The organism is Pseudomonas sp. R1-6 (assembly GCF_051132115.1).
Classification (GTDB): Bacteria; Pseudomonadota; Gammaproteobacteria; order Pseudomonadales; family Pseudomonadaceae; genus Aquipseudomonas.
In genome coordinates this window covers 3,186,514-3,206,383 of the sequence record NZ_CP071662.1, presented here as the reverse complement: position 1 = coordinate 3,206,383, position 19,870 = coordinate 3,186,514, and the positions used below count along the sequence as shown (strand labels likewise).

The window sequence follows — 19,870 nt, the reverse complement described above, 5'->3', positions numbered from 1 at the left end:
CAAGTTGTACGATCGGCCTAAGCTTGTATAACGCCACTCAACAAAATGACCACGCGCGCCGCGAAATGATTCAACCGAATTGGAGCTTTCATGACCGAGCATCCCTTAAGTCGGAGAAAGGATGATCATCTCAATATCGTGCTGGACGGCCGTGGTGTGAGCCATAACCCACGACAGGGTGGCGGCAACGGGCTGGATGCCTTTCAGTTCGAGCATTGCGCGTTGCCCGAGCTGAATCTGAACGACATTGACCTTGCCAGCGCGCTGGTTGGGATCCCCCTCAGAGCGCCCTTGCTGATCAGTTCCATGACCGGCGGGGCGCAGCGTTCTTCGGCCATTAACCGCCATCTGGCTGAGGCCGCCCAGGAGCTTGGCATCGCCATGGGCGTAGGTTCGCAGCGCGTCGGTCTGCGCAGTGGCAACGATCAGGGCTTGACCCGTGAGCTGCGGCGGCTGGCGCCCGACATCCCGTTACTGGGAAATATCGGCGCGGCACAGTTATTGGAAAAGGATGGCCAGGAGTTGGCGCGCCGCGCCGTGGAGACTTTGCAGGCCAACGCTTTGATCATTCATCTGAACCCGTTGCAGGAAGCCGTTCAGGCCGAAGGTGATCGGGATTGGCGAGGCGTACTGGATGCCATCGGGCTGACGGTGCAAAGTCTCGGCGTGCCGGTGATCGTCAAGGAGGTCGGGGCCGGTATATCGGCATCGGTGGCGGTGGCCCTGGCTGGAGTCGGGGTCAGCGTGATCGATGTGGCAGGCAGCGGCGGCACCAGTTGGGCAGCGGTAGAGGCTGAACGCGCCAGCAGCCCCGCCGATCGCGAGGTGGCAATGGCGTTTGCCGATTGGGGTATAACGACGTCCACCAGCCTGATCAGCGTGCGTGAGGCATTGCCCGGCATGACGGTGATTGCATCCGGCGGCATTCGCAACGGCGTGGATGTGGCCAAGGCGCTGTGTCTGGGGGCCGACCTGGTAGGGCAGGCGGCCGGAGTGCTGCGCGATGCGACGGTGTCGACAGCGTCGGTCATCGAGCATTTCGACATCGTCATCAGGCAGCTGCGCATTGCCTGTTTCTGCACCGGTTCCGGAGATCTGGCGGCATTGCGTCAAGCCAGATTACTGCCACCGGTTCATCGCCCATGAGCCATTTCGGCGTGGTGACCCCGGCGTTCCATAGCCACTTCCAGGCCTTTCAGGCGCTGGCGGTAGAGCTGTTGAATCGTGGGCATCAGGTCACGTTCTTCCAGCAGGCCGACGCGCGCCGTTGGCTGGGTGATCCGCGCATCGGTTTTCATGCGATGGCTGCTAGCAGCCATCCACCGGGGAGCCTGGACGCTGTGCTGCAGCGCGCGGCCAGCTCTAATAACCCGCTGACCCTGCGGCGGGTTATTGCCGATATGTGTTCAACCACAAACATGCTTTGTAATGAATTACCCGCGGCGCTGGCTTACGAGCAGGTCGATGCACTGCTCTGCGATCAGATGGAGGCTGCCGGTGGGCTGGTCGCCGAGGCCTTGGGGCTACCTTATGTCTCGGTGGCTTGCGCGTTGCCGGTCAACCGCGAGCCAGGCTTGCCGCTGCCGGTGATGCCGTTTGCCTACGGTCGCGACGAACGTAGCCTACGCATGTACGCCGGTAGCCAGCAGGTCTACGATTGGCTGATGCGACCGCTCAGAGACGTATTGCGGGGTGCATGTCGACGGCTTGCCATCGTGCCTCGCGATGCGCTGCATGAATGCCTTTCTCCGCTTGCCCACATCAGTCAGACCCTTGCGGGATTTGATTTTCCCCGTTTGCAGCAGCCCGCGCATTTCCACGCAGTCGGACCGTTGCGCCTGCCTTTTTCGGGCACGGGGCAATCTTCGCCAGGCAATGAAACCTTCGAGTGGCAGATTGATATAAATCGACCCTTTGTCTTCGCCAGCCTGGGTACCTTGCAGGGCGGGCGCCTGGGTATGTTCCGGCAGATTGCAAAGGCTTGCCGTCGCCTGGATGCGCAATTGTTGGTCGCCCATTGCGGCAGGCTTGATCCGGTTCAGGAACGCATGCTTCTCGACAGTGGCGCGACCTGGGTCACTGCGTTCGCCCCCCAGCAAGCGGTGCTTGAACACGCCGATGTAGTCGTGACCCATGGAGGACTCAACACCGTGATGGATGCCATAGCCACCACTACGCCGATGCTCGTCATGCCCATCGGTTTTGACCAGCCGGGGGTGGCTGCGCGTGTCAGCTACCGAGACCTGGGCCTGAAGTTGAACCGCCGGGCGAGCGCCGCCACCATTGCTGATGGGCTGGCCCGGCTGCTTGTTCTGCCACGAGAGCCCTTGCAGCGGATGGCGGCTGAGTTGCAGCGCGCCGGTGGCGCCAGCAAAGCGGCGGACATCGTTGAGGCGGCGGTGCGTAGCGGCGAACCCGTGCTGACGCAGGCGGTGGCATGAACTATGACCTGATCCTCGCCGGTGGTGGGCTGGCCAATGGGCTGATCGCCTGGCGGCTCAAGCAGTTGCGCCCTGAGTTACAGGTGCTGTGCGTTGAAGAGCAGGCCCGGATCGGTGGTAACCATACCTGGTCCTTTCACGACTCGGACTTGACGGCCGAGCAGCATCAGTGGATCAGGCCCTTGGTAGTGCAAACCTGGCCTGCCTACGAGGTGCATTTCCCGGGGCGTTCGCGACGGCTGAACAGCGGTTATGCCAGCATCACCTCCGAACGCTTTGCCCAAGTGATCGAACCGGCGCTCAGTGACGGGGGGCGGGCAGGGTTGCGTGTGTCACAGCGGATCGAACAGATCACCCCGACTTCGCTGTTGCTGGAGGACGGCGAACAGCTGTGGGCCAAGGCCGTCATCGACGGGCGTGGCGTCCAGCACAGCGAACATCTGGTGCTGGGCCAACAGGCGTTCCTGGGTCAGGTGCTGCAGCTACAGGCCCCTCATGGGCTGGACGTGCCGATCATCATGGACGCCCGGGTGGCTCAAGGGCAGGGCTATCGTTTCGTCTACGTCTTGCCGTTTTCAGCCGACACGGTGCTGGTGGAGGACACCCACTACGTTGACCGCCAGAGCTTTTCTTCAGAACAACTGCGCCAGCATGTCCGTGATTATGTGCAAGATCGCGGATGGATCATTGCCCGCTGCCTTCGCGAAGAGCAAGGCGTGTTGCCGATCACCCTGGCAGGCGACTTTTCCGGCTTCTGGCGCGAGGCGCCCGGCCAGCCGCGTTCCGGTTTGCGGGCCGGTCTTTGCCATTGCACAACAGGTTATTCGTTGCCCCAGGCGGTGCAACTGGCGGACTGGGTCGCCCGCCAGCAGAACCTGCAGGCGGACGCCTTATACCTTGGCATTCGCGCATTCGCTGAACAGGCGTGGCGGCGCCAGGGGTTTTACCGTTTGCTTAATCGCATGCTGTTCCTGGCAGGCAAACCCCAGGACCGCTGTCGGGTGATGCAACGTTTTTATGGTCTGCCCGAGGGGCTGATCAGGCGTTTCTATTCGGGCGACAGCACCCTGCAAGACAAGCTTAGAGTGCTGATCGGCAAGCCGCCTGTTCCCATCAATGAGGCCCTGCACGCTGCACGTCGCTGCCTGCCTCGGCATTACAAGGATCAAGCATGACCCAGGGGAAAAGCGCGATTGTGATTGGCGCAGGCTTTGGTGGCCTGGCACTGGCGATCCGGCTGCAGGCGGCGGGCGTGCAAACCACCTTGCTGGAAAAACGCGACAAGCCCGGCGGCCGCGCCTATGTGTATCACGACGAGGGATTCACTTTCGATGCCGGGCCGACGGTGATTACCGATCCCACCGCCATCGAGGAATTGTTCACAGCGGCCGGCAGATCCATGCGTGACTACGTCGAGATGCTGCCGGTCTCGCCGTTCTATCGCTTGTGCTGGGAGGACGGTACGCAGTTTGACTATGCCAACGATCAGGCCGAGCTGGACCGCAATATCTCCAGGCTCAACCCCAAGGATGTTGAAGGCTACCAGCGGTTTCTGGCGTACTCCAAGGCGGTTTTTCGCGAGGGTTATCTCAAGCTGGGCGCCGTGCCGTTTTTGTCGTTTCGGGACATGGTCAAGGCCGGGCCGCAGCTGGCTCGGCTGCAGGCGTGGCGCAGTGTCTACTCGATGGTTTCCGAATTTATCGAAGACGAAAAACTGCGCCAGGCGTTTTCGTTTCACTCCCTGCTGGTGGGCGGAAATCCGTTTTCCACCTCATCGATCTACACCTTGATCCATGCACTGGAACGCGAATGGGGCGTGTGGTTTCCCAAGGGAGGGACGGGGGCGCTAGTGCAGGGGCTGGTGAGGTTTTTCGAAGACCTCGGCGGGCGTCTCGAGCTCAATGCCGACGTCGCCAGCATCGAGGTGCAAGCGGGCAGGGCCAGCGGCGTGCGCTTGAAAAACGGTCGCTTGCTGAATGCCGACTGCGTCGCTTCCAATGCGGACGTGGTGCATACCTATGAGCAACTTCTGGGCGGCCATGCCCGTGGCATCAAGGAAAGCGCGCGCCTCAAAGGCAAGCGTTTCAGCAACTCACTGTTCGTCATCCATTTCGGCCTCAAGCGGCCGCAACCTCAGCTTCGACACCACACGGTCTGCTTCGGGCCGCGCTACCGGTCATTGATTCAAGAAATATTCAATGGCGCTGAGCTGGCTGAGGATTTCTCGCTCTACCTGCATGCGCCCTGCATCACGGATCCGAGTCTCGCCCCGCCGGGCTGCTCCAGCCACTACGTGCTCTCGCCGGTTCCTCATCTGGGTAACGCGCCTATCGACTGGGAGGTGGAGGGGCCACGCTACCGTGATCGGATTTTCGCGTATCTGGAAAAACACTACATGCCTGGCCTGCGGGAAGATTTGGTGACCAGTCGGATTTTCAACCCGAATGATTTTCGCAGTGAGTTGAACGCACATTTGGGTTCGGCGTTTTCACTTGAACCTGTCCTTTGGCAGAGTGCCTGGTTCCGGCCCCATAACCGCGACGCGAGCCTTGGCAACGTTTACCTGGTGGGCGCGGGCACTCACCCCGGTGCGGGCGTCCCCGGTGTCATCGGCTCGGCCAAGGCCACGGCAGGTTTGATGCTGGAGGATCTGCACTCATGAATCGCGATGCTAACCAGGACCAAGTCCTGCTGGAGCATGCCGAACGCAGCATTGCTGTGGGCTCGAAGAGCTTTGCCGCGGCCTCGCGCTTGTTCGACCCCTCGACCCGGGCCAGCGCCATGATGCTCTATGCGTGGTGCCGGCATTGCGATGACGTGATAGATGGTCAGGAGGCGGGGCATTCGGCGACCGTGTTGAACCAGTTTGACATTGAACGGCGCCTTGCCGACCTTACCGCTCAGACTCGGGCGGTGTACGCCGGGTTGCCTGTGCAGCACGAAGCCTTCGCTGCGTTCAGAGAGGTGGTGGTCAAACATCGCATTCAGGAGCGTTATGCCCTGGAGCACCTGGCGGGTTTTGCGATGGATGTACACCAGCGCCGCTATCAGAGCGTAAACGACACCTTGGACTACTGCTACCACGTGGCCGGGGTCGTCGGGCTGATGATGGCTCAGGTCATGGGCGTCAGCGACCAAAAGACATTGGACCGCGCCTGCGACCTGGGCATGGCGTTTCAATTGACCAACATTGCCCGGGATATCGTCGAAGACGCTGCCGTCGGCCGGTGCTATCTGCCACGAGACTGGCTGGATGAGCTTTCGATCCCCGAGGCGTCACTCGCCGACGATCAGCATCGGCCCGGTCTGGCCATCCTCGCGCAACGGCTGGTGCAGCTGGCCGAGCCTTTTTACGCCAGTGCCGAGGCGGGATTAAGGGCATTGCCGTGGCGCTCCGCGTGGGCGGTGGCGACTGCGTCGGGTGTCTATCGGCAAATTGGCATCAAGGTCTCAAGGCGGGGCGAGCATGCCTGGGATACGCGGGTGTCGACCTCGAAGGTCGACAAGTTGCGGCATGTGCTCGGCGGCCTGTGCCGCGCCGTTACTGCTCGCGGGCGTCACTGGCCCGAGCGTCTGCCGAGCCTGTGGCAGCGTCCGGATCATTCTTGCGAAGAGGTCCGCCATGCAGATCGCGCAACTGAACCCGAAGCACCGCGGTAGGTGGGGCATAGAGAAAACCGAATGAGACACAGCGGTCCTTGCCCGACACGGCATGGTGCATCAAATGCGCTTGATACAGACGCTTGAGATAGCCGGTGCGGGGGACGTACTTCAATGGCCAGCGTTTGTGGACTAGCCCATCATGGGCCAGAAAGTACAGGAAACCGTAAGCCGTCATCCCGGCCCCTATCCATTCCAGCGGGTGCATGCCCTGGGTGCCAAGCGCGATCAGTACGATGGCGAACAGCGCAAACGCGATCGCGTACAGGTCGTTTTTCTCGAACCAGCCGGTGCGGGGCTCATGATGGGAGCGGTGCCAGCCCCAGCCCCAGCCGTGCATCACATATTTGTGGGCGAGAAACGCAAAACCCTCCATACCGATAAGGGTCGCGAAAAAAACCAGTGCGTTCGTCATGAGGCGGATCATCCGAGCAAAGACACAGCATCGGACTGCGCCGAGGCGGTGAACGTTCTAACATCTAACAACGCGATCTTGGCCCTGTTGAGCTGCTCAATCACCTCATTGGCGGTCATTCTCGACATATTCACCGTTCAGTGGCGCGCAGTTGTTTATACCTGACGAGAAGCGATGAGTGTCGTCCTTCAGCTTGGGCGCGATTCCAATGAGTAGACTATGGTTCAAGCGGCCGCGTTATTTAACATGCGTGAAAAGCAAAACAAAAAAAGGATCGGTTATGCACTCATCCGCGATTTTTCGTGCGACTGCGACTGCGCCTGGTCGCTCGCTGCTTCTCTCACTGGGTCTGCTCGCTGCGGGTATCACCTCGGGCGCATGGGCTGAGGATTATCCCCACGCCAAGGAGCCGATTGGCACGGTGGAGCAGATCTATGACGGCGCCATGCTCCCCGATCTGGCGGTCAGTACCTACCGCAACATCGACCGGCTTTTCCCCACCCACAGGATCAAGGCCGGCGATCACCCGTATGCACTGCCCAAATCAGACAAACAGTTGCCCAACGTTCGGTTCACTGTCGGGGACAAAAAGTACGACCTGTATGACTTTGTCGCACTGGACAGCATTACGGCGATGCTCGTGCTCAAGGACGGCAAGATCGTGTTCGAGACCTATCAGCGTGGCAACACGGAGAAAACCCGATGGATGTCGATGTCGATAGCCAAATCCATCACCTCCACGCTGGCAGCTGCAGCGATCAAAGACGGCCTTATCAAGAGCCTTGACGCACAAGTGGTGGATTACGTTCCCGAGCTCAAGGGCAGCGCCTACGAAGGCGTGACCGTGCGCGACGTGCTGATGATGTCTTCGGGCGTGAAGTGGAACGAAACCTACACCGATCCGGCGTCCGATCGTCGCGCGCTACTCAAAGCGCAGATTTCGCAGAAACCGCGTTCTGCCATGGCCTTGATGGCAAGTTTGCCGCGAGCGGCCGAGCCCGGCACGGCCAACACGTACAGCACTGGCGAAACGCAGGTACTCGGCGAGATCGTCCGTGGCGCTGTGAAGATGCCACTGGCCGATTATCTATCGCAGAAGATCTGGCAGCCGTTCGGTATGGAAAGTGACGCCCGGTGGTGGCTCGATTCGCCTGACGGCGTGGAAATCGGTGGCAGCGGTATCAGCGCCACGCTGCGTGATTATGGACGCTTCGGGCTGTTTTTCATGAACGGCGGCAAGATCAATGGCACCTCGATTCTGCCCGAAGGTTGGGTCAAGGAGGCGACGCTGCCGACCACCCTCAAAGGCGGTAAGTCCCTGGACTACGGCTACATGTGGTGGACGGCGTGGACCGAGCCGTCGGTGAAAGACGGCGCCTATGCGGCGGTCGGTATCCAGGGCCAGAACATCTACCTCAACCCTGCCAATAACGTGGTGATTGTCACCTTCGGTGCCCAACCCAAGCCGGTTGACAAAGAGCCGATCGACCCGATGGTGTTCTTCGATGCCGTGGTAGCTGCGTTGAAGTAAATTCGCGCGTTGATGACATCAACCTAGTCGTCGCGAGCCTATGGCCCCGCGTAGCGGGGAGCCATGTATTTCGTTCTGGATCAATTGCGATCCAGGCCTACGGTATTAGTCGCGATTGCGGTATTGGACGGGTACCCACTCATACCTGCCGGCTTCGCGCCTGATGTGGCCGATACCCGGAAATGGCAAGTGAGCGACTGCTGACAACCGTCGTTCACTCGCGGCTGTCTCGAACTGTTCTAGCCGCTGGGCGCGAGCAGCGTTCTGATTGACGTCGAAGGTTATTGTCACTTCTGGCCTCGAGAATTGAATGAGGCCGACATGCATGATGTCGCCCCAGAAATCGATGCTCTCGCCTTCGCTTGTGACCCGGAAAAAGCTGTGGCCCGGGGTATGTCCCGGCGTGGGTATGGCAGTGATACCCGGGAGGATTTCGGATTCGGCAGAGAATGGCTTCAGCTTACCTGCGCGCTGATACGGGCCAATGGTCTTCAACGCTTCCTCCAGATATGCCGGCTTTAACCCCTTGTCCAGATTGGCGCGGTCCAGGAAGAAGTCGACATCGGCCTGGCCGACGTGGATGGTCGCATTGGGAAACATCATCTGGCCGCCGCGTGTCAGGCCGCCAGAGTGATCGGTGTGGATGTGGGTAATCAGCACATCGCTGATCTGCGCCGGCTGGTAACCCGCAGCCGCCAGGCTTTCGGGTAGCTTGCCGCCAACGCTTGCGAACAATTCACCGGCACCGGTATCGACCAGTACGACACGTGAGCCAGTGTCGATAAGGTAGGCATTGATAGACGTCTCCAGCGGGTTGCGAGCAAATCCGCGTTGCAGCATTGCGTCGATCTGCTTTGGACTGATGCCTCTAAGCAGCGGATGTAGATCGAGGGGCAGCGTCCCGTCGCTCAGTGCGGTGATGCGGAACTTGCCCAGGTTGAAGGCATAGACGCCTGCGAGTGCGGGCTTATGGGTCGAGGCAGTCGTTGCGGTCGATGTCTGTGAGGCTTGCGCTGCGGTGGACGACAGTGAGTAGGTTGCGCCCGTGACCAGGGCGGCTGTCAGAAGGGCCGCGAGTTGGAACCGCGCGTGGTTATGCATGATGAGTACCTTTGTGAGTGCGACCATTGGTGATCGCTGGGATAAAGGTAGATAAAGAGTCCATAGCGAAATATTATATGCACGGCGCATGCAATTCTCCATTCGATAATATATGCTTCGAGCACATATCAGCAATCGGAGGATGTCATGCAGCACATCACGAGCGTCACCAGCAGCCAGGCTGCTTCCATTTCCAGTGTTTCGAAACTCCAGAAGGTAAGCCGCGCGATTGTCTTATCGGGTGTTGTTCTTCCCCTGCTAATGATTGGTCTGCTTAAGTTCACACAGATTGAGGTGCAGGCACTCATACCCCTTATCAGCGGCACTCCTTGGCTAGCCTGGCTTTATCCAGTTTTTGGCGAAGCCGGTACCTCTTACTTACTGGGTGTAGTCGAGATATTGACTGCACTGCTGCTTATCGCTTCACCCTGGTCTGCTCGAACAGCTATCGCGGGTGGCTTGTTAGCCTCGCTGATCTTCTTCACGACCATTTCCATGCTGTTTGTATTGCCAATTTGGGAGGCGGGATCGGGAGGTTTTCCATGGCTGAACTTCCTAGGCACGTTCCTGATAAAAGACGTTGCGTTGTTAGGCGTCAGCCTGGTGATCCTCACCGAGGGCCTGCAGCGACTGCGCCCAAATTTGGGATAAGCCAGGAGTAGTTGAAGGACTGAGGCGAAGAGGGCAGCAGGAAGATGGAATGATGGCAAGACTTGTCGAAGTTCTGATAAATGATTTGCTGCCTTTTTTTCTTGAGTAGCGCAGTCAGCAGAAATTCCTAAAAAAGTTGTTCAACCTGCTGGAAAATCTAAATCAGTGATCTTCATCCAGCGCATGTGCGACTGGGCAATTCTTGCAAGCCGTGGGGTCGCACAGTCGGCAAACTGAATAGGCTTGATCGAGATCATGCACCAAGCCGTTAAGTAGTTTTTCGGTTATCCGTTCAAGCACTTCACGCTCATCGGGATCAAGAACTTCCAAAGCACGCGCTATACGTTCATGGCGGACCGCTAGCACCGCAGCACAGTTCGTACTTCCAGCGGCAGTAAGGTGGAGCGCAACGGAGCGACGATCAGCTTCTGCTTGTCTACGTTCCACTACACCCTGAGTGACAAGCCTATCAACCAGGCGCACAGCCCCAGGATGAGATAACCCTAAGGCTCGCCTCAAACGTTCTATAGACAGGCCTGGCTCGTGACCGAGTAGGGCGATGGCCGCTGCCGCCGGACCCACTTCCGGAGCTTCGTCTTGAGTGCCTTGGTGGATAGAGTCAGAAATCGCCAGCGACAGCGCCCCAACTATGTTTTCTAGTTTCATGTCTTTCATGGGCTAAATATGTGTGCATCGCGCATAGAATGCAAGGTGTTTAGATGAGGGCCAATGAGGGAGCTACCTGTCGCCCCCGAGGTCAGCGAATGACGCTGCGTAGGTCAGGGCTGCGGTTTTGAATTTAACGATAGAACCCCTTCCAGCCAGACGAGTCTGTTCCTGTACTACTTTCGGGAAAGCAGCCAATGTCAGCGCACCAAAGCCTTATTGTCCTAGCACGCGGAGGGTACGCCGCGCGAGGTGTGATTTACCTCATCATCGGTATCTTCGCATTGCTTGCGGCACAAGATTCGACAAAGCCGAAAGATAGCCAGAAAAGCCTGGAAGCCTTATTGGGCCAGCCGTTTGGCTATTTTTTAGTGGGAATCGTCGTGGCGGGTTTGCTCGCATTTTCGGCTTGGCGTGTTCTGCAAGCTACCCGTGATGTCGACCACCACGGCAAAAATCTCAAGGGACTGATAATTCGCACCGGTCTTTTTGCGGGGGGATTGGTCAATGGTGCTCTGGCATTTTTTGCGTTAGGCCTACTTGTAAGCGGAGTGGGTAGCTCTGGCAACTCAGGAGAACAGAACACGGATTGGCTGGCGCATCTATTGTCCTGGAAGCATTCCAACCTATTGGTGTATCTGCTTGCTCTCGTTCCGCTTGGCGTTGGAATTGCTCACATTTACAAGGGATGGAAGGCATCGTTTGAAAAGTATTTCGAGGCTGACGAAGACGTCATGCGGTACGTCCGCCCGGTGTCTCGGTTTGGCCTGATCGCACGTGGCGTCGTCTTTATAGAGATTGCATTGCTGTTGGCCTTTAGCGGCTCGGCCTATCAAGCCATGGATCCACCCGGTATGAAGGAAGCCCTCGACGCACTTCAGGGTTTGCCCGCTGGATGGTTGGTTTTGATGGTGATGGCCTTCGGATTGATTGCTTTCTCGGCATACAGCTTCTCTGAAGCCTTCTGGCGCAAGATAAATATGGAAGTACCCGGATTGTCGAAAGCGTAGTGCACCGTATCAACCAGGGCCATTATCGAATGCTGGATATCGTTGCTGTCTTTGTGAGTATCACGGCGGTTCTTGCCTTCCTCAATCGCCGTTATGTTGGGCTGCCGCCAGCGATTGGTGTCATGGGCATTGCGCTGGGCCTCTCTGTGCTGAATATGGCGTTGGATGCGATGGGTTTTCATGCACTCCACACGCTTGAGCAATCGTTGGTGGAATCCATCGATTTTTCCGAACTGCTCATGCAGGGGATGCTTTCCTTACTACTGTTCGCTGGAGCGTTGCACGTCGATCTTTCGCAGCTGCGTTCTTACCGGTGGCAGGTGGCTTCTCTGGCACTAGTAGGTACAACAGCCTCCACATTGTTGATTGGCTATGGGCTGTGGCTACTTCTGTCACTAACGTCTCTGGAACTTCCCCTTGCCTACTGCCTGGTATTCGGCGCCCTGATTTCTCCCACGGATCCCATAGCGGTCATGGGTATCCTGAAGTCCGCCGGGGCTCCCAAAAGCGTCGAACTGGTGATAGCGGGCGAATCACTGTTCAACGACGGAGTCAGTGTTGTGCTGTTTTCACTCATTGTGGCGATGATAGCCAGTGGCGAAGCACCGTCGGCGTTGGGCGCATCGAAGTTGCTTCTGACAGAGGCCGGTGGCGGCGTGCTTCTAGGCGCAGCCATTGGATATCTAGCCTATTTGATGCTGAAAAGCATCGACAGCTACCAGGAAGAAATCTTGATCACATTGGCTGCGGTGCTAGGTGGGTACGCGCTGGCGAACCATCTTCATGTGTCCGGCCCCCTGGCGATGGTAGTCATCGGGCTTATCGTCGGAAACCAGGGACGATCCTACGCAATGTCCGAGCAGACATGAAAAACATGTGGACATGTTCTGGGAGCTGATAGACGAGATCTTGAACGCCGTTTTGTTCGTACTGATCGGCCTGGAGGTGGTTCTCATCCAGTTCTCGAACTCCTTGATCGTCACCGGGCTGGCGGTAATAGCACTTACCTTGCTGTCTCGATTGCTTACGGTAGGCGTTCCTATTGCTGCGCTTGGAAGACGCTTTCGTTTACCCAGCGGTTCATGGCGCGTTTTGACCTGGGGAGGTTTGCGAGGGGGCATATCGGTAGCCTTGGCGCTGTCACTGCCAGCCGGAGGCGCGCGGGATATTGTCGTTTCACTCACCTACATGGTGGTGATATTTTCAATTTTGATCCAAGGCATGTCTATCGCAAGCGTGGTTAAACGAGTCATCCCATGCGCGGACACCAAGTAACGTTAGTGGGTGCCGTCCGCCTAGGTTCGTGAGTGTTTGCGGGTTGAAAAAAAGCGGGCGACAAAAAGGCGAATTGCAATTCTGTGATTTGCCGAACAGGTGCCGACAGTTGCAGGTCGAACACCTGGTCGACGAGGCTGCGCGCTAGCTGCCAGACGGCGCCGGCATCGGAATATCACCCAGCTGCAGCCCCAGCAGCGTCATGTATTCGTAGATGTGCTGGTAGCCCGATTGCGCTTCATAGCTAGGGCACGGGGATTGAAGTTCTCCACAGAGCCGCAGCTCCATGTTTGCGCCGCCCATGCCCCATTGCGTGTAGTTGGAGTTATTACGGGTGACGGTATCGATATTGGAGCAAACCAGTCCCTTCATTTTTTCATCGATGACATTGGTCGGCTCATAAAGCGTCAAGGAGAAATCGAGAGAGGTTGCGCACCAGGCCATCGGAACGACATCCAGCGTGTTGTAGATGCGTAGCGCATTGCCGGCCATTTGCTTATTGAAATAGCTTGCAAAAACACCGTCGCCGGCCGTTGGTGCAGCAATTGTTTCGCAACGGAAATTAAAGTTCGAGAATTTATCTTTCAAATAAAGCGCAAGAACCGACATCAAGGCACCGCCGAGGCTATGCCCGACCAACCGGATCGTTGCCCCACTGCGCTGTTCCGCCAGAAAATCGCAAAGTGTGCCCTGGAAACCGATTGTCGATTCCTGACCCAATATCGCCTTTACACCTTCCGCAGTTCCCTGCGCCAGGTGTGCCGGCACCGGGCAGTTCTTGATGAGGCTCTGCAGCGGCACCATTGAAGAAATATCAAGATCATCTATCTGATCCTTGACCGAATCGGCGAGGGTTCCACTCGTCACCACCACAATGTCGTTTTTGTCCTGCCCGCCGACCAACACCACCGTGATGTGGGCCACATGCTCGCCATCCGGGACCAGGGCGGGTCCCCAGGCTACGTCATAGCCGCCGCCAAACTTGGAGCCGTTAAGGCGCGTAAGAATGTTGTCTTTGACCTGGGTCGGCGAAGGCTTCTTCATGTTTTTCCAATCCGGCGAAGCCAACGCCGCATTGTTCACCACGTACGCGTGGGTAAGATTGATTTGTCTTTGTTCAATTGAGTCTAGCGAAGTCATGACTGCTCCTTGTCTCAGATAATTCAACGGGACCAACGAAAACTCACGCTGCCGTCGATCCTTCTTGGCCAGCAAGACCGAGTGTAGTCGCAGTTTTGGAAGCGACAACTTAATGCGCAGCCTTAGCAGTTCGAACGGTCCTTGATCCGCAAATCCGGAACCGAGGATGAGGTGCAGCTGGTCTTGATATCACCGAACCAGCGCCCTGCGTATTCAATGCGAGGAGGAGCGACCGAGAAGCGAGCACCCGCCTCGGATCAAGCACAAACGCCGTAAGGCACTTGCCAATGCCCTGACGTTAACGTAAAGATGGCAACAAAGCGCTGAACTCAGAAGGGCGCAGGGCGGACCGATCCGGAGCGCTTGCTGATGCTGATAAAAACAACTCATCCCAAACTTCATCGCGAAGCACGGCTGGCCCGGGAAAAGCTGCACCTCGAAGGCACCGTCCCCGATGGCGTATTGCGTGCGGAAATCGATGCGTCGTGGCGGCGCAGCCTCAGCCATGGCGTGCATTTCAATGCCAAGCAAGAACTGGCGTTGGAGTCGAACGCCAGCCTTGATGTGCTGCTGGAGAGCAATCGCTTGTTGATCGATGCGGCGATGCCGGCCATCGATTATCTGGCCGAACGCCAGGGCAAGGAAGGGCTCATCATCCTCGCCAATTCCGACGCCACCATCCTTGCAGCCGAAGGGCACGCCGACCGTTTCAAAGGCAGTGGCCTGCAAGACATCACGCTGGGGGCTTGCTGGAGCGAAGCGGTGCGCGGCACCAACGCCCTGGGTACCGCACTGGTGGAAGCCCGACCGACGATGATCGATTGCGGCGAACATTACCTTGACCGTCTGACTGATTTTTCCTGCACCTCGGTGCCTATCCATTGCCCGCAGGGCGACATCCTCGGCGTCCTTGACCTGACCCGCGAAGGCCCGCTCGGCCGTGTTCACGACAGCACCGCGTTGCTGACCATGGCCGTCAGCCAGATCGAAAGTCGCGTCTTCAATGCCTGTTACCCGGACCAGATCGTTCTCGCCTTCCACAGCCGTCGACAGTACCTCGAATCCCCTTGGCAGGGCTTGCTCGCGGTGAGTCTCGGGGGTCAGATTCTCGCGGTCAGCGCCCAGGCGTGTCAGTTGCTTCACGCCGAGCGTTCGGCGCTCGTGGGGCGGCGCTGTGAAGATTTCCTGGGTGTCGATGGCCTGCAGCTGTTATCGCGTCTGCACCAGGGCGGCGTCGGCAGCCTGCAAACCGCCAAGGGTGAATTTTTCTACAAAGCCCTGCGCGCACCGCAGCGCTCGATCAACGTCAGCACGGTATCGCGCACCCCAGCTAAAAGCGCTAAACCACAACCCGATCTCGAATCCCTGGCCGGCAACAATTCCCGTTATGCCCGGGCGCTGCGCATGGCTCGCCAGGGTCTGGCCAATGAATTACCGGTGTTGCTGCAGGGCGAAACGGGCACCGGTAAGGAAGTCATCGCCCGAGCGTTGCATACGGCTGGAGCGCGCTGCGACAAACCTTTCGTGGCGGTGAACTGCGCGGCAATCCCTGAAGGCCTGATCGAGTCGGAGCTGTTTGGCTATCGCGAGGGTGCCTTTACCGGGTCGCGCCGGGGCGGCATGGTCGGGCGTCTGCAGCAGGCCCATGGCGGCACGTTGTTTCTGGATGAAATCGGCGACATGCCGCTGGCCTTGCAGGCCCGTTTACTCAGGGTATTGCAAGACCGCAAAGTCGCGCCGCTGGGCGCTGGCGAAGAGCAAGACATCGACATCGCGCTGATCTGCGCCACGCATCGCGACCTCAAGCGTCTGGTGGAAGACAAACACTTTCGCGAGGATCTGTTCTACCGAATCAACGGCATCAGCGTGATGCTCCCGGCCCTGCGCGAGCGCGACGACTTCACTGGCCTGGTCGACCGTTTGCTGGCCAAGCTCGATGCGCCGACGGTAGTCCTGCATGACGATTTGAACCGGTTGCTCGGCGGCTATCACTGGCCGGGCAACATCCGCCAGCTGGAAATGGTCCTGCGCACCGCGCTGGCCATGCGTGAACCGGGGGAGACTGTGTTAACCCTCGACCATTTGCCCGACAGCACGCTCGATGAGCTCACCGCCGGCGAGCGCCCTCCAAGTGGCAGTATCCGAGAGCATGAACTGGAATTGATTCGTCAGTCCCTGGACACGCACCAAGGTAATGTCTCAGCCGCCGCCGAAGCCCTGGGCATCAGCCGCGCGACCCTGTATCGCAAGCTTAAACAGCTGCGCTCGTGATGCTGCGTTTGATCGTTCGGCTGATCGACAGCCAGAACCCTGCGGCCCAGCAAGCGGCGTTGCGCTGGCTCTACGGCTTCGTGCGTCCGCACCGGCTGGCGATTGCCGGGCTGCTCGGGCTGTCGGCCTGCGCCTCGTCGTTGGTATTGGTGCAACCTTGGCTGACCAAGCTGCTGATCGACGATGGTCTGTTGGCGCGCAACTTTACGATGCTGGTGCTGATCGCCGGGTTGATGATGGCCGCCGGGTTGCTGGGCACGGCACTGTCGGGCGTGAATCGATATCTGCACACGCGATTGTCCGGACGGATTCTGTTTGCCCTGCGCGATGACCTTTATCGGCATTTGCAGACGCTCTCGCCGGGTTTCTACGGCCAGCGGCGGATCGGCGATCTGATGTCGCGCCTCGATGGTGATGTCGCGGAGATCCAGCGTTTCGCCGTGGACTCGCTGTTCTCCGCGGTGTCGAGCGTGATCGGTCTGGTGGTCGCCGTGGCGATGCTGGTGACCTTGTCGTGGAAACTCTCGTTGCTGGCCCTGGTATTGATTCCGATCGACGTGCTCTGGCTACGCTGGATGCGCCGTAAGGTCGAGCGCGATGTCCGGCAGTTGCGCGAGCGTTCGGCGGACATGTCCTCATTCATGGTCGAGACCTTGCCGGTGATGAAATTCATCCAGTCCGCCGGCCAGCAACGGCGCGAAGCACGGCGCCTGGAAACGTTGGGCCAGGGGTACATGAGCCAGCTCTTGCGCTTGCAAGTGACCGAGTTCTTCACACAGGCGGTGCCCGGCACCCTGACGTCGTTGTCGCGGGCCTGTGTATTTTTGATTGGCGGTTACTGGGTGGTGCAAGGGACTTGGCAGTTGGGCGCGCTGATCGCGTTTTCGACCTATCTGGGAATGGCGGTGGGCCCGGTCCAGAGCCTGCTGGGGCTCTATGTCGCGGTTCAGCGGATGACCGTGAGCCTTGGGCGGGTCATGGAACTGCGCGGTGAAGAGCCAACCGTCCTCACTCCGGTTACACCCCAACCGATGCCGGTTTCTGGCGATTTGCGTTTCGACAACGTGCACTTCAGCCATCCCGGTCGCGCGACGACCCTGCGTGGCGTTGAAGCGCAAATTCCCTACGGTTTGAAAGTCGCCTTGAGCGGCGGCTCCGGTGTCGGTAAATCAACCCTGATCGATCTGCTGCAACGGCACCATGATCCGCAATCCGGCCGGGTTCTGCTGGGGGAGGTCGATCTGCGGGAACTGGACCTGTTCCAGCTGCGTCGGCGCATTGCCGTGGTCAGTCAGGACATCGTGCTGTTTCGCGGCAGCCTTGCGGACAACCTGGCCTATGCCGTCCCGGACGCCAGCCGCCAGGCCATCGCCGAAGTGGCGCGGCTGGCTCAGCTCGATAGCCTCATCGAGTCACTGCCCGAAGGTCTCGACAGCCCTTTGGGCGAGCGTGGCCAGCAGTTGTCCGGCGGACAGAAACAGCGCATCGCCATCGCCAGGGCGCTGTTGCAGGATCCGTTGATCCTGGTGCTGGACGAAGCGACGTCGGCGGTCGACGAAGCCACCGAGCGCGAAGTGATCGAGGCCATCGACCGGCTGTTCGCCGGGCGCACGCGGATTCTGATCAGCCATCGTCCGTCGACCCTGGCCGATGCCGATCTGCGCTTTGAACTGCTGGACGGCGTGCTCACGTCAAAATCGGTGCAGCATGAAACCTGAGCTGCGGATTGGGGTGGTGGACAGCGGTCATTCAGCCGCGCAACGAGTGCGGGTGATTGCCGGTCGACGGTTCTCGCTGCTGGAGGATGGACTGGCCGAAAGCGATTTACGCGACGATCCGCTGGGTCATGGCAGCGCGGTAATCGAGGCCATCGGCCGACGAGCGCCGGCGGCGGTTTTCTGCATCGCCCAGGTGTTCGACCAGCGAGGCATCACCAGCGCCTTGCAGATCGCTGCCGCTATCGATTGGCTGGTGGCGCAGGACGTGCGGGTGATCAACCTGAGCCTCGGTCTTCGGCAGGATCGCAGCCTGTTGCGTGAGGCCTGTGCCGCGGCGGTGGCGCGGGGTGTTTTGCTGTGTGCGTCCAGCCCGGCCCAAGGCGAAGGGGTGTTCCCAGCGAATTATCCGCAAGTGCTACGGGTGACCGGCGATGCGCGTTGTACCGAACAGCAATGGTCGTGGCTCGACAGCGCCCAGGCAGATTTCGCCGCGTGTGTTCACGGCACCCACCCGGGGCAGTCGGGTGCAAGCCTGGGCTGTGCGGCATTGAGCGGACACATTGCGAGTTGTCTCGTTGAAAATCCCGAGGCGAGCAACGCGCAAATTGTCCAATGGCTGCAAAGAAACGCCTGTTATCACGGCCCTGAACGGCGCGTCGGCCCATGAAGCCGATTGTGATTCTCGGCGCGGGGCCTGCGGGGGCTGCGGTGGCCCTGGGGCTGCGGCGGCTCGGCTACCCCGTAACGCTGGTCAGCGAGTGGCGGCGCTTCGCGGCGCTGGAAGGGGTTTCGGCACGGGTGCTGGATGCGTTGCGGGGCGCGGGGCTGCATCAAGCGTTGACGGACGCGGCGCAGCCTTCCCAACGGCAGGTGTCCTGGAACGGTCAGCGGCATGCGCAGAACATTGAGTTTTTGCTGGACCGTCCGAGCTTCGATCGAGGCTTGCGCGAGGATCTGCGGCTGGCCGGCGTCGAGTTGATCGAGGGCCGAGTGCTGACGGTGCAGTCGCACGCTTCGGGGCATCGAATCGAACTGGAAGGGCGCGAAGCGGTGCTCGCGGATTTTCTGGTGGACGCTCGCGGACGTCAGGCACCGGCCCTTGGCAAAGGGCTGCGGGGGCCGGAGACGGTCAGTTTGCTCAATCGCTGGCGAGGCGCGTCGGGTATCACCGCCAGTGCTGTGGAAAGCCTTGGGGACGGCTGGGCCTGGATGGCGCGTCGGGCTGACGGCCAGTGTTACTGGCAATGGACGGTGGACGTGGCCAGTGCCGGGTTGCCGGGTAAGGCGCTGCTGCTCGATCACTGCCGTCAGCGCCGCCAGGATTCGCCATTGGCCCGGGAGTTTTTCGGGAGTGAACCGGAAACCGGACTGCATTTGCATGCCCGCAGCAGCACGGCGATTTTGTGTCCCCACGTCTGTGGCGATAACTGGATTCGGGTAGGGGACGCGGCCATGGCGGTCGATCCACTGTCGGGTAATGGCATTTTTCAGTCGTTGTCTTCGGCGTTGCAGGCGCCTGCGGTGGTCAACACGCTGTTGCGCAAACCTGAGCGGGCGTTGCTGGCGCAGCGTTTTCATCAGCGGCGGGTCGAGCAGCTGTTTTTGCGTTTTGCGCGCATCGGGCGGGATTTTTATGCCGATGAGCAGCGTTGGCCGGACCAGCCGTTCTGGCTGGCGCGGCGTCAGTGGCCGGATGCTGAAGTCGCCCACGCCGAGGTGGATTACGCCACGTTGAGGGTTGAGCGGGCACCGGTATTGCGCGATGGCTTCGTGGAGGAGGCCGAGGTGGTGATCACGGCGGATCAGCCGCTCGGTATCTGGCATCTGCAAGGCGTGGAGTTGGCACCCTTGGTGCGACGGTTGCGCAGCGAGCCAGCCGAGCGGGTGTTGGAGGGGTTGACGGTGGACCAGGGGAGGATGGTTCGGAGCTGGTTGTCGGGGCAGGGGTTCAAGCCCTGACATTGGGCTGCCTGGGCTGGCCTATCGCGAGC

Annotated in this window: 16 protein-coding genes and 1 pseudogene; 13 read left to right on the top strand and 4 right to left on the bottom strand. The window is 59.4% G+C overall.

Going from position 1 to position 19,870, the window contains the following annotated elements; genetic code table 11:
• Positions 1–90 precede the first annotated feature (90 nt).
• From fni to J3P81_RS14285, 5 genes are read left to right on the top strand one after another with little or no spacing between them, the layout of a single operon-like run.
• Complete coding sequence (fni, locus tag J3P81_RS14305) at positions 91–1,146, top strand: type 2 isopentenyl-diphosphate Delta-isomerase (RefSeq protein ID WP_434559325.1); 1,056 nt, start codon at positions 91–93, stop codon at positions 1,144–1,146.
• Positions 1,143–2,441: a glycosyltransferase gene (locus tag J3P81_RS14300; RefSeq protein ID WP_434559323.1), complete on the top strand. Its 1,299-nt coding sequence runs from the start codon at positions 1,143–1,145 to the stop codon at positions 2,439–2,441. Before fni ends, J3P81_RS14300 begins: the two co-directional genes overlap by 4 nt.
• Entirely contained in the window at positions 2,438–3,616 is a 1,179-nt protein-coding gene (gene crtY, locus J3P81_RS14295) for a lycopene beta-cyclase CrtY (protein WP_434559321.1), read from the top strand. Before J3P81_RS14300 ends, crtY begins: the two co-directional genes overlap by 4 nt.
• Positions 3,613–5,103 carry a phytoene desaturase gene (locus J3P81_RS14290; RefSeq protein WP_420763616.1) on the top strand — a complete coding sequence of 497 codons (1,491 nt, stop codon included), beginning with the start codon at positions 3,613–3,615 and terminating at the stop codon, positions 5,101–5,103. Before crtY ends, J3P81_RS14290 begins: the two co-directional genes overlap by 4 nt.
• Complete coding sequence (locus J3P81_RS14285) at positions 5,100–6,101, top strand: phytoene/squalene synthase family protein (protein WP_434559319.1); 1,002 nt, start codon at positions 5,100–5,102, stop codon at positions 6,099–6,101. The genes J3P81_RS14290 and J3P81_RS14285 overlap by 4 nt, the downstream gene beginning before the upstream one ends.
• Here the strand turns inward: J3P81_RS14285 and J3P81_RS14280 are convergent.
• Entirely contained in the window at positions 5,983–6,528 is a 546-nt protein-coding gene (locus J3P81_RS14280; RefSeq protein ID WP_434559317.1) for a sterol desaturase family protein, read from the bottom strand. The genes J3P81_RS14285 and J3P81_RS14280 overlap by 119 nt on opposite strands.
• A gap of 268 nt (positions 6,529–6,796) precedes the next feature.
• Between J3P81_RS14280 and J3P81_RS14275 the strand changes: the two genes are divergently transcribed.
• Positions 6,797–8,047, top strand: a complete 1,251-nt coding sequence (locus J3P81_RS14275; RefSeq protein WP_434559315.1) for a serine hydrolase domain-containing protein — start codon at positions 6,797–6,799, stop codon at positions 8,045–8,047.
• A 105-nt stretch (positions 8,048–8,152) separates the two neighbouring features.
• Here the strand turns inward: J3P81_RS14275 and J3P81_RS14270 are convergent, their stop codons facing one another.
• Positions 8,153–9,148 (bottom strand): MBL fold metallo-hydrolase, encoded by a 996-nt coding sequence (locus J3P81_RS14270; protein WP_434559313.1) that lies wholly within the window; start codon positions 9,146–9,148, stop codon positions 8,153–8,155.
• Between the two features lie 147 nt (positions 9,149–9,295).
• Between J3P81_RS14270 and J3P81_RS14265 the strand changes: the two genes are divergently transcribed.
• Entirely contained in the window at positions 9,296–9,799 is a 504-nt protein-coding gene (locus J3P81_RS14265) for a YkgB family protein (RefSeq protein ID WP_434559311.1), read from the top strand.
• A gap of 162 nt (positions 9,800–9,961) precedes the next feature.
• Here J3P81_RS14265 and J3P81_RS14260 read toward each other — a convergent pair whose 3' ends face one another.
• Positions 9,962–10,465 (bottom strand): MarR family winged helix-turn-helix transcriptional regulator, encoded by a 504-nt coding sequence (locus J3P81_RS14260; RefSeq protein ID WP_434559309.1) that lies wholly within the window; start codon positions 10,463–10,465, stop codon positions 9,962–9,964.
• A gap of 197 nt (positions 10,466–10,662) precedes the next feature.
• Here J3P81_RS14260 and J3P81_RS14255 point away from each other — a divergent pair, with 197 nt between their 5' ends.
• The gene (locus J3P81_RS14255; RefSeq protein WP_434559307.1) at positions 10,663–11,475 is read left to right on the top strand and encodes a DUF1206 domain-containing protein; all 813 of its coding nucleotides are present in this window, start codon (positions 10,663–10,665) and stop codon (positions 11,473–11,475) included.
• Between the two features lie 29 nt (positions 11,476–11,504).
• Positions 11,505–12,750: pseudogene (locus J3P81_RS14250) on the top strand (cation:proton antiporter).
• 144 nt (positions 12,751–12,894) lie between these two features.
• On the opposite strand, the gene J3P81_RS14245 reads toward J3P81_RS14250, so the two are convergent.
• On the bottom strand, positions 12,895–13,890 hold the full coding sequence (locus tag J3P81_RS14245; RefSeq protein ID WP_434559305.1) for a lipase family protein: 996 nt from the start codon (positions 13,888–13,890) through the stop codon (positions 12,895–12,897).
• Between the two features lie 366 nt (positions 13,891–14,256).
• Here J3P81_RS14245 and J3P81_RS14240 point away from each other — a divergent pair, with 366 nt between their 5' ends.
• From J3P81_RS14240 to qhpG, 4 genes are read left to right on the top strand one after another with little or no spacing between them, the layout of a single operon-like run.
• Positions 14,257–16,161 carry a sigma-54-dependent Fis family transcriptional regulator gene (locus tag J3P81_RS14240; RefSeq protein WP_434564114.1) on the top strand — a complete coding sequence of 635 codons (1,905 nt, stop codon included), beginning with the start codon at positions 14,257–14,259 and terminating at the stop codon, positions 16,159–16,161.
• Positions 16,161–17,879: an ABC transporter ATP-binding protein gene (locus J3P81_RS14235; RefSeq protein WP_434559303.1), complete on the top strand. Its 1,719-nt coding sequence runs from the start codon at positions 16,161–16,163 to the stop codon at positions 17,877–17,879. The genes J3P81_RS14240 and J3P81_RS14235 overlap by 1 nt, the downstream gene beginning before the upstream one ends.
• On the top strand, positions 17,869–18,546 hold the full coding sequence (gene qhpE / locus J3P81_RS14230; RefSeq protein ID WP_434559301.1) for a subtilisin-like serine protease QhpE: 678 nt from the start codon (positions 17,869–17,871) through the stop codon (positions 18,544–18,546). Before J3P81_RS14235 ends, qhpE begins: the two co-directional genes overlap by 11 nt.
• Positions 18,543–19,838 (top strand): flavin-dependent monooxygenase QhpG, encoded by a 1,296-nt coding sequence (qhpG, locus tag J3P81_RS14225; RefSeq protein WP_434559299.1) that lies wholly within the window; start codon positions 18,543–18,545, stop codon positions 19,836–19,838. The genes qhpE and qhpG overlap by 4 nt, the downstream gene beginning before the upstream one ends.
• Positions 19,839–19,870 lie beyond the last annotated feature (32 nt).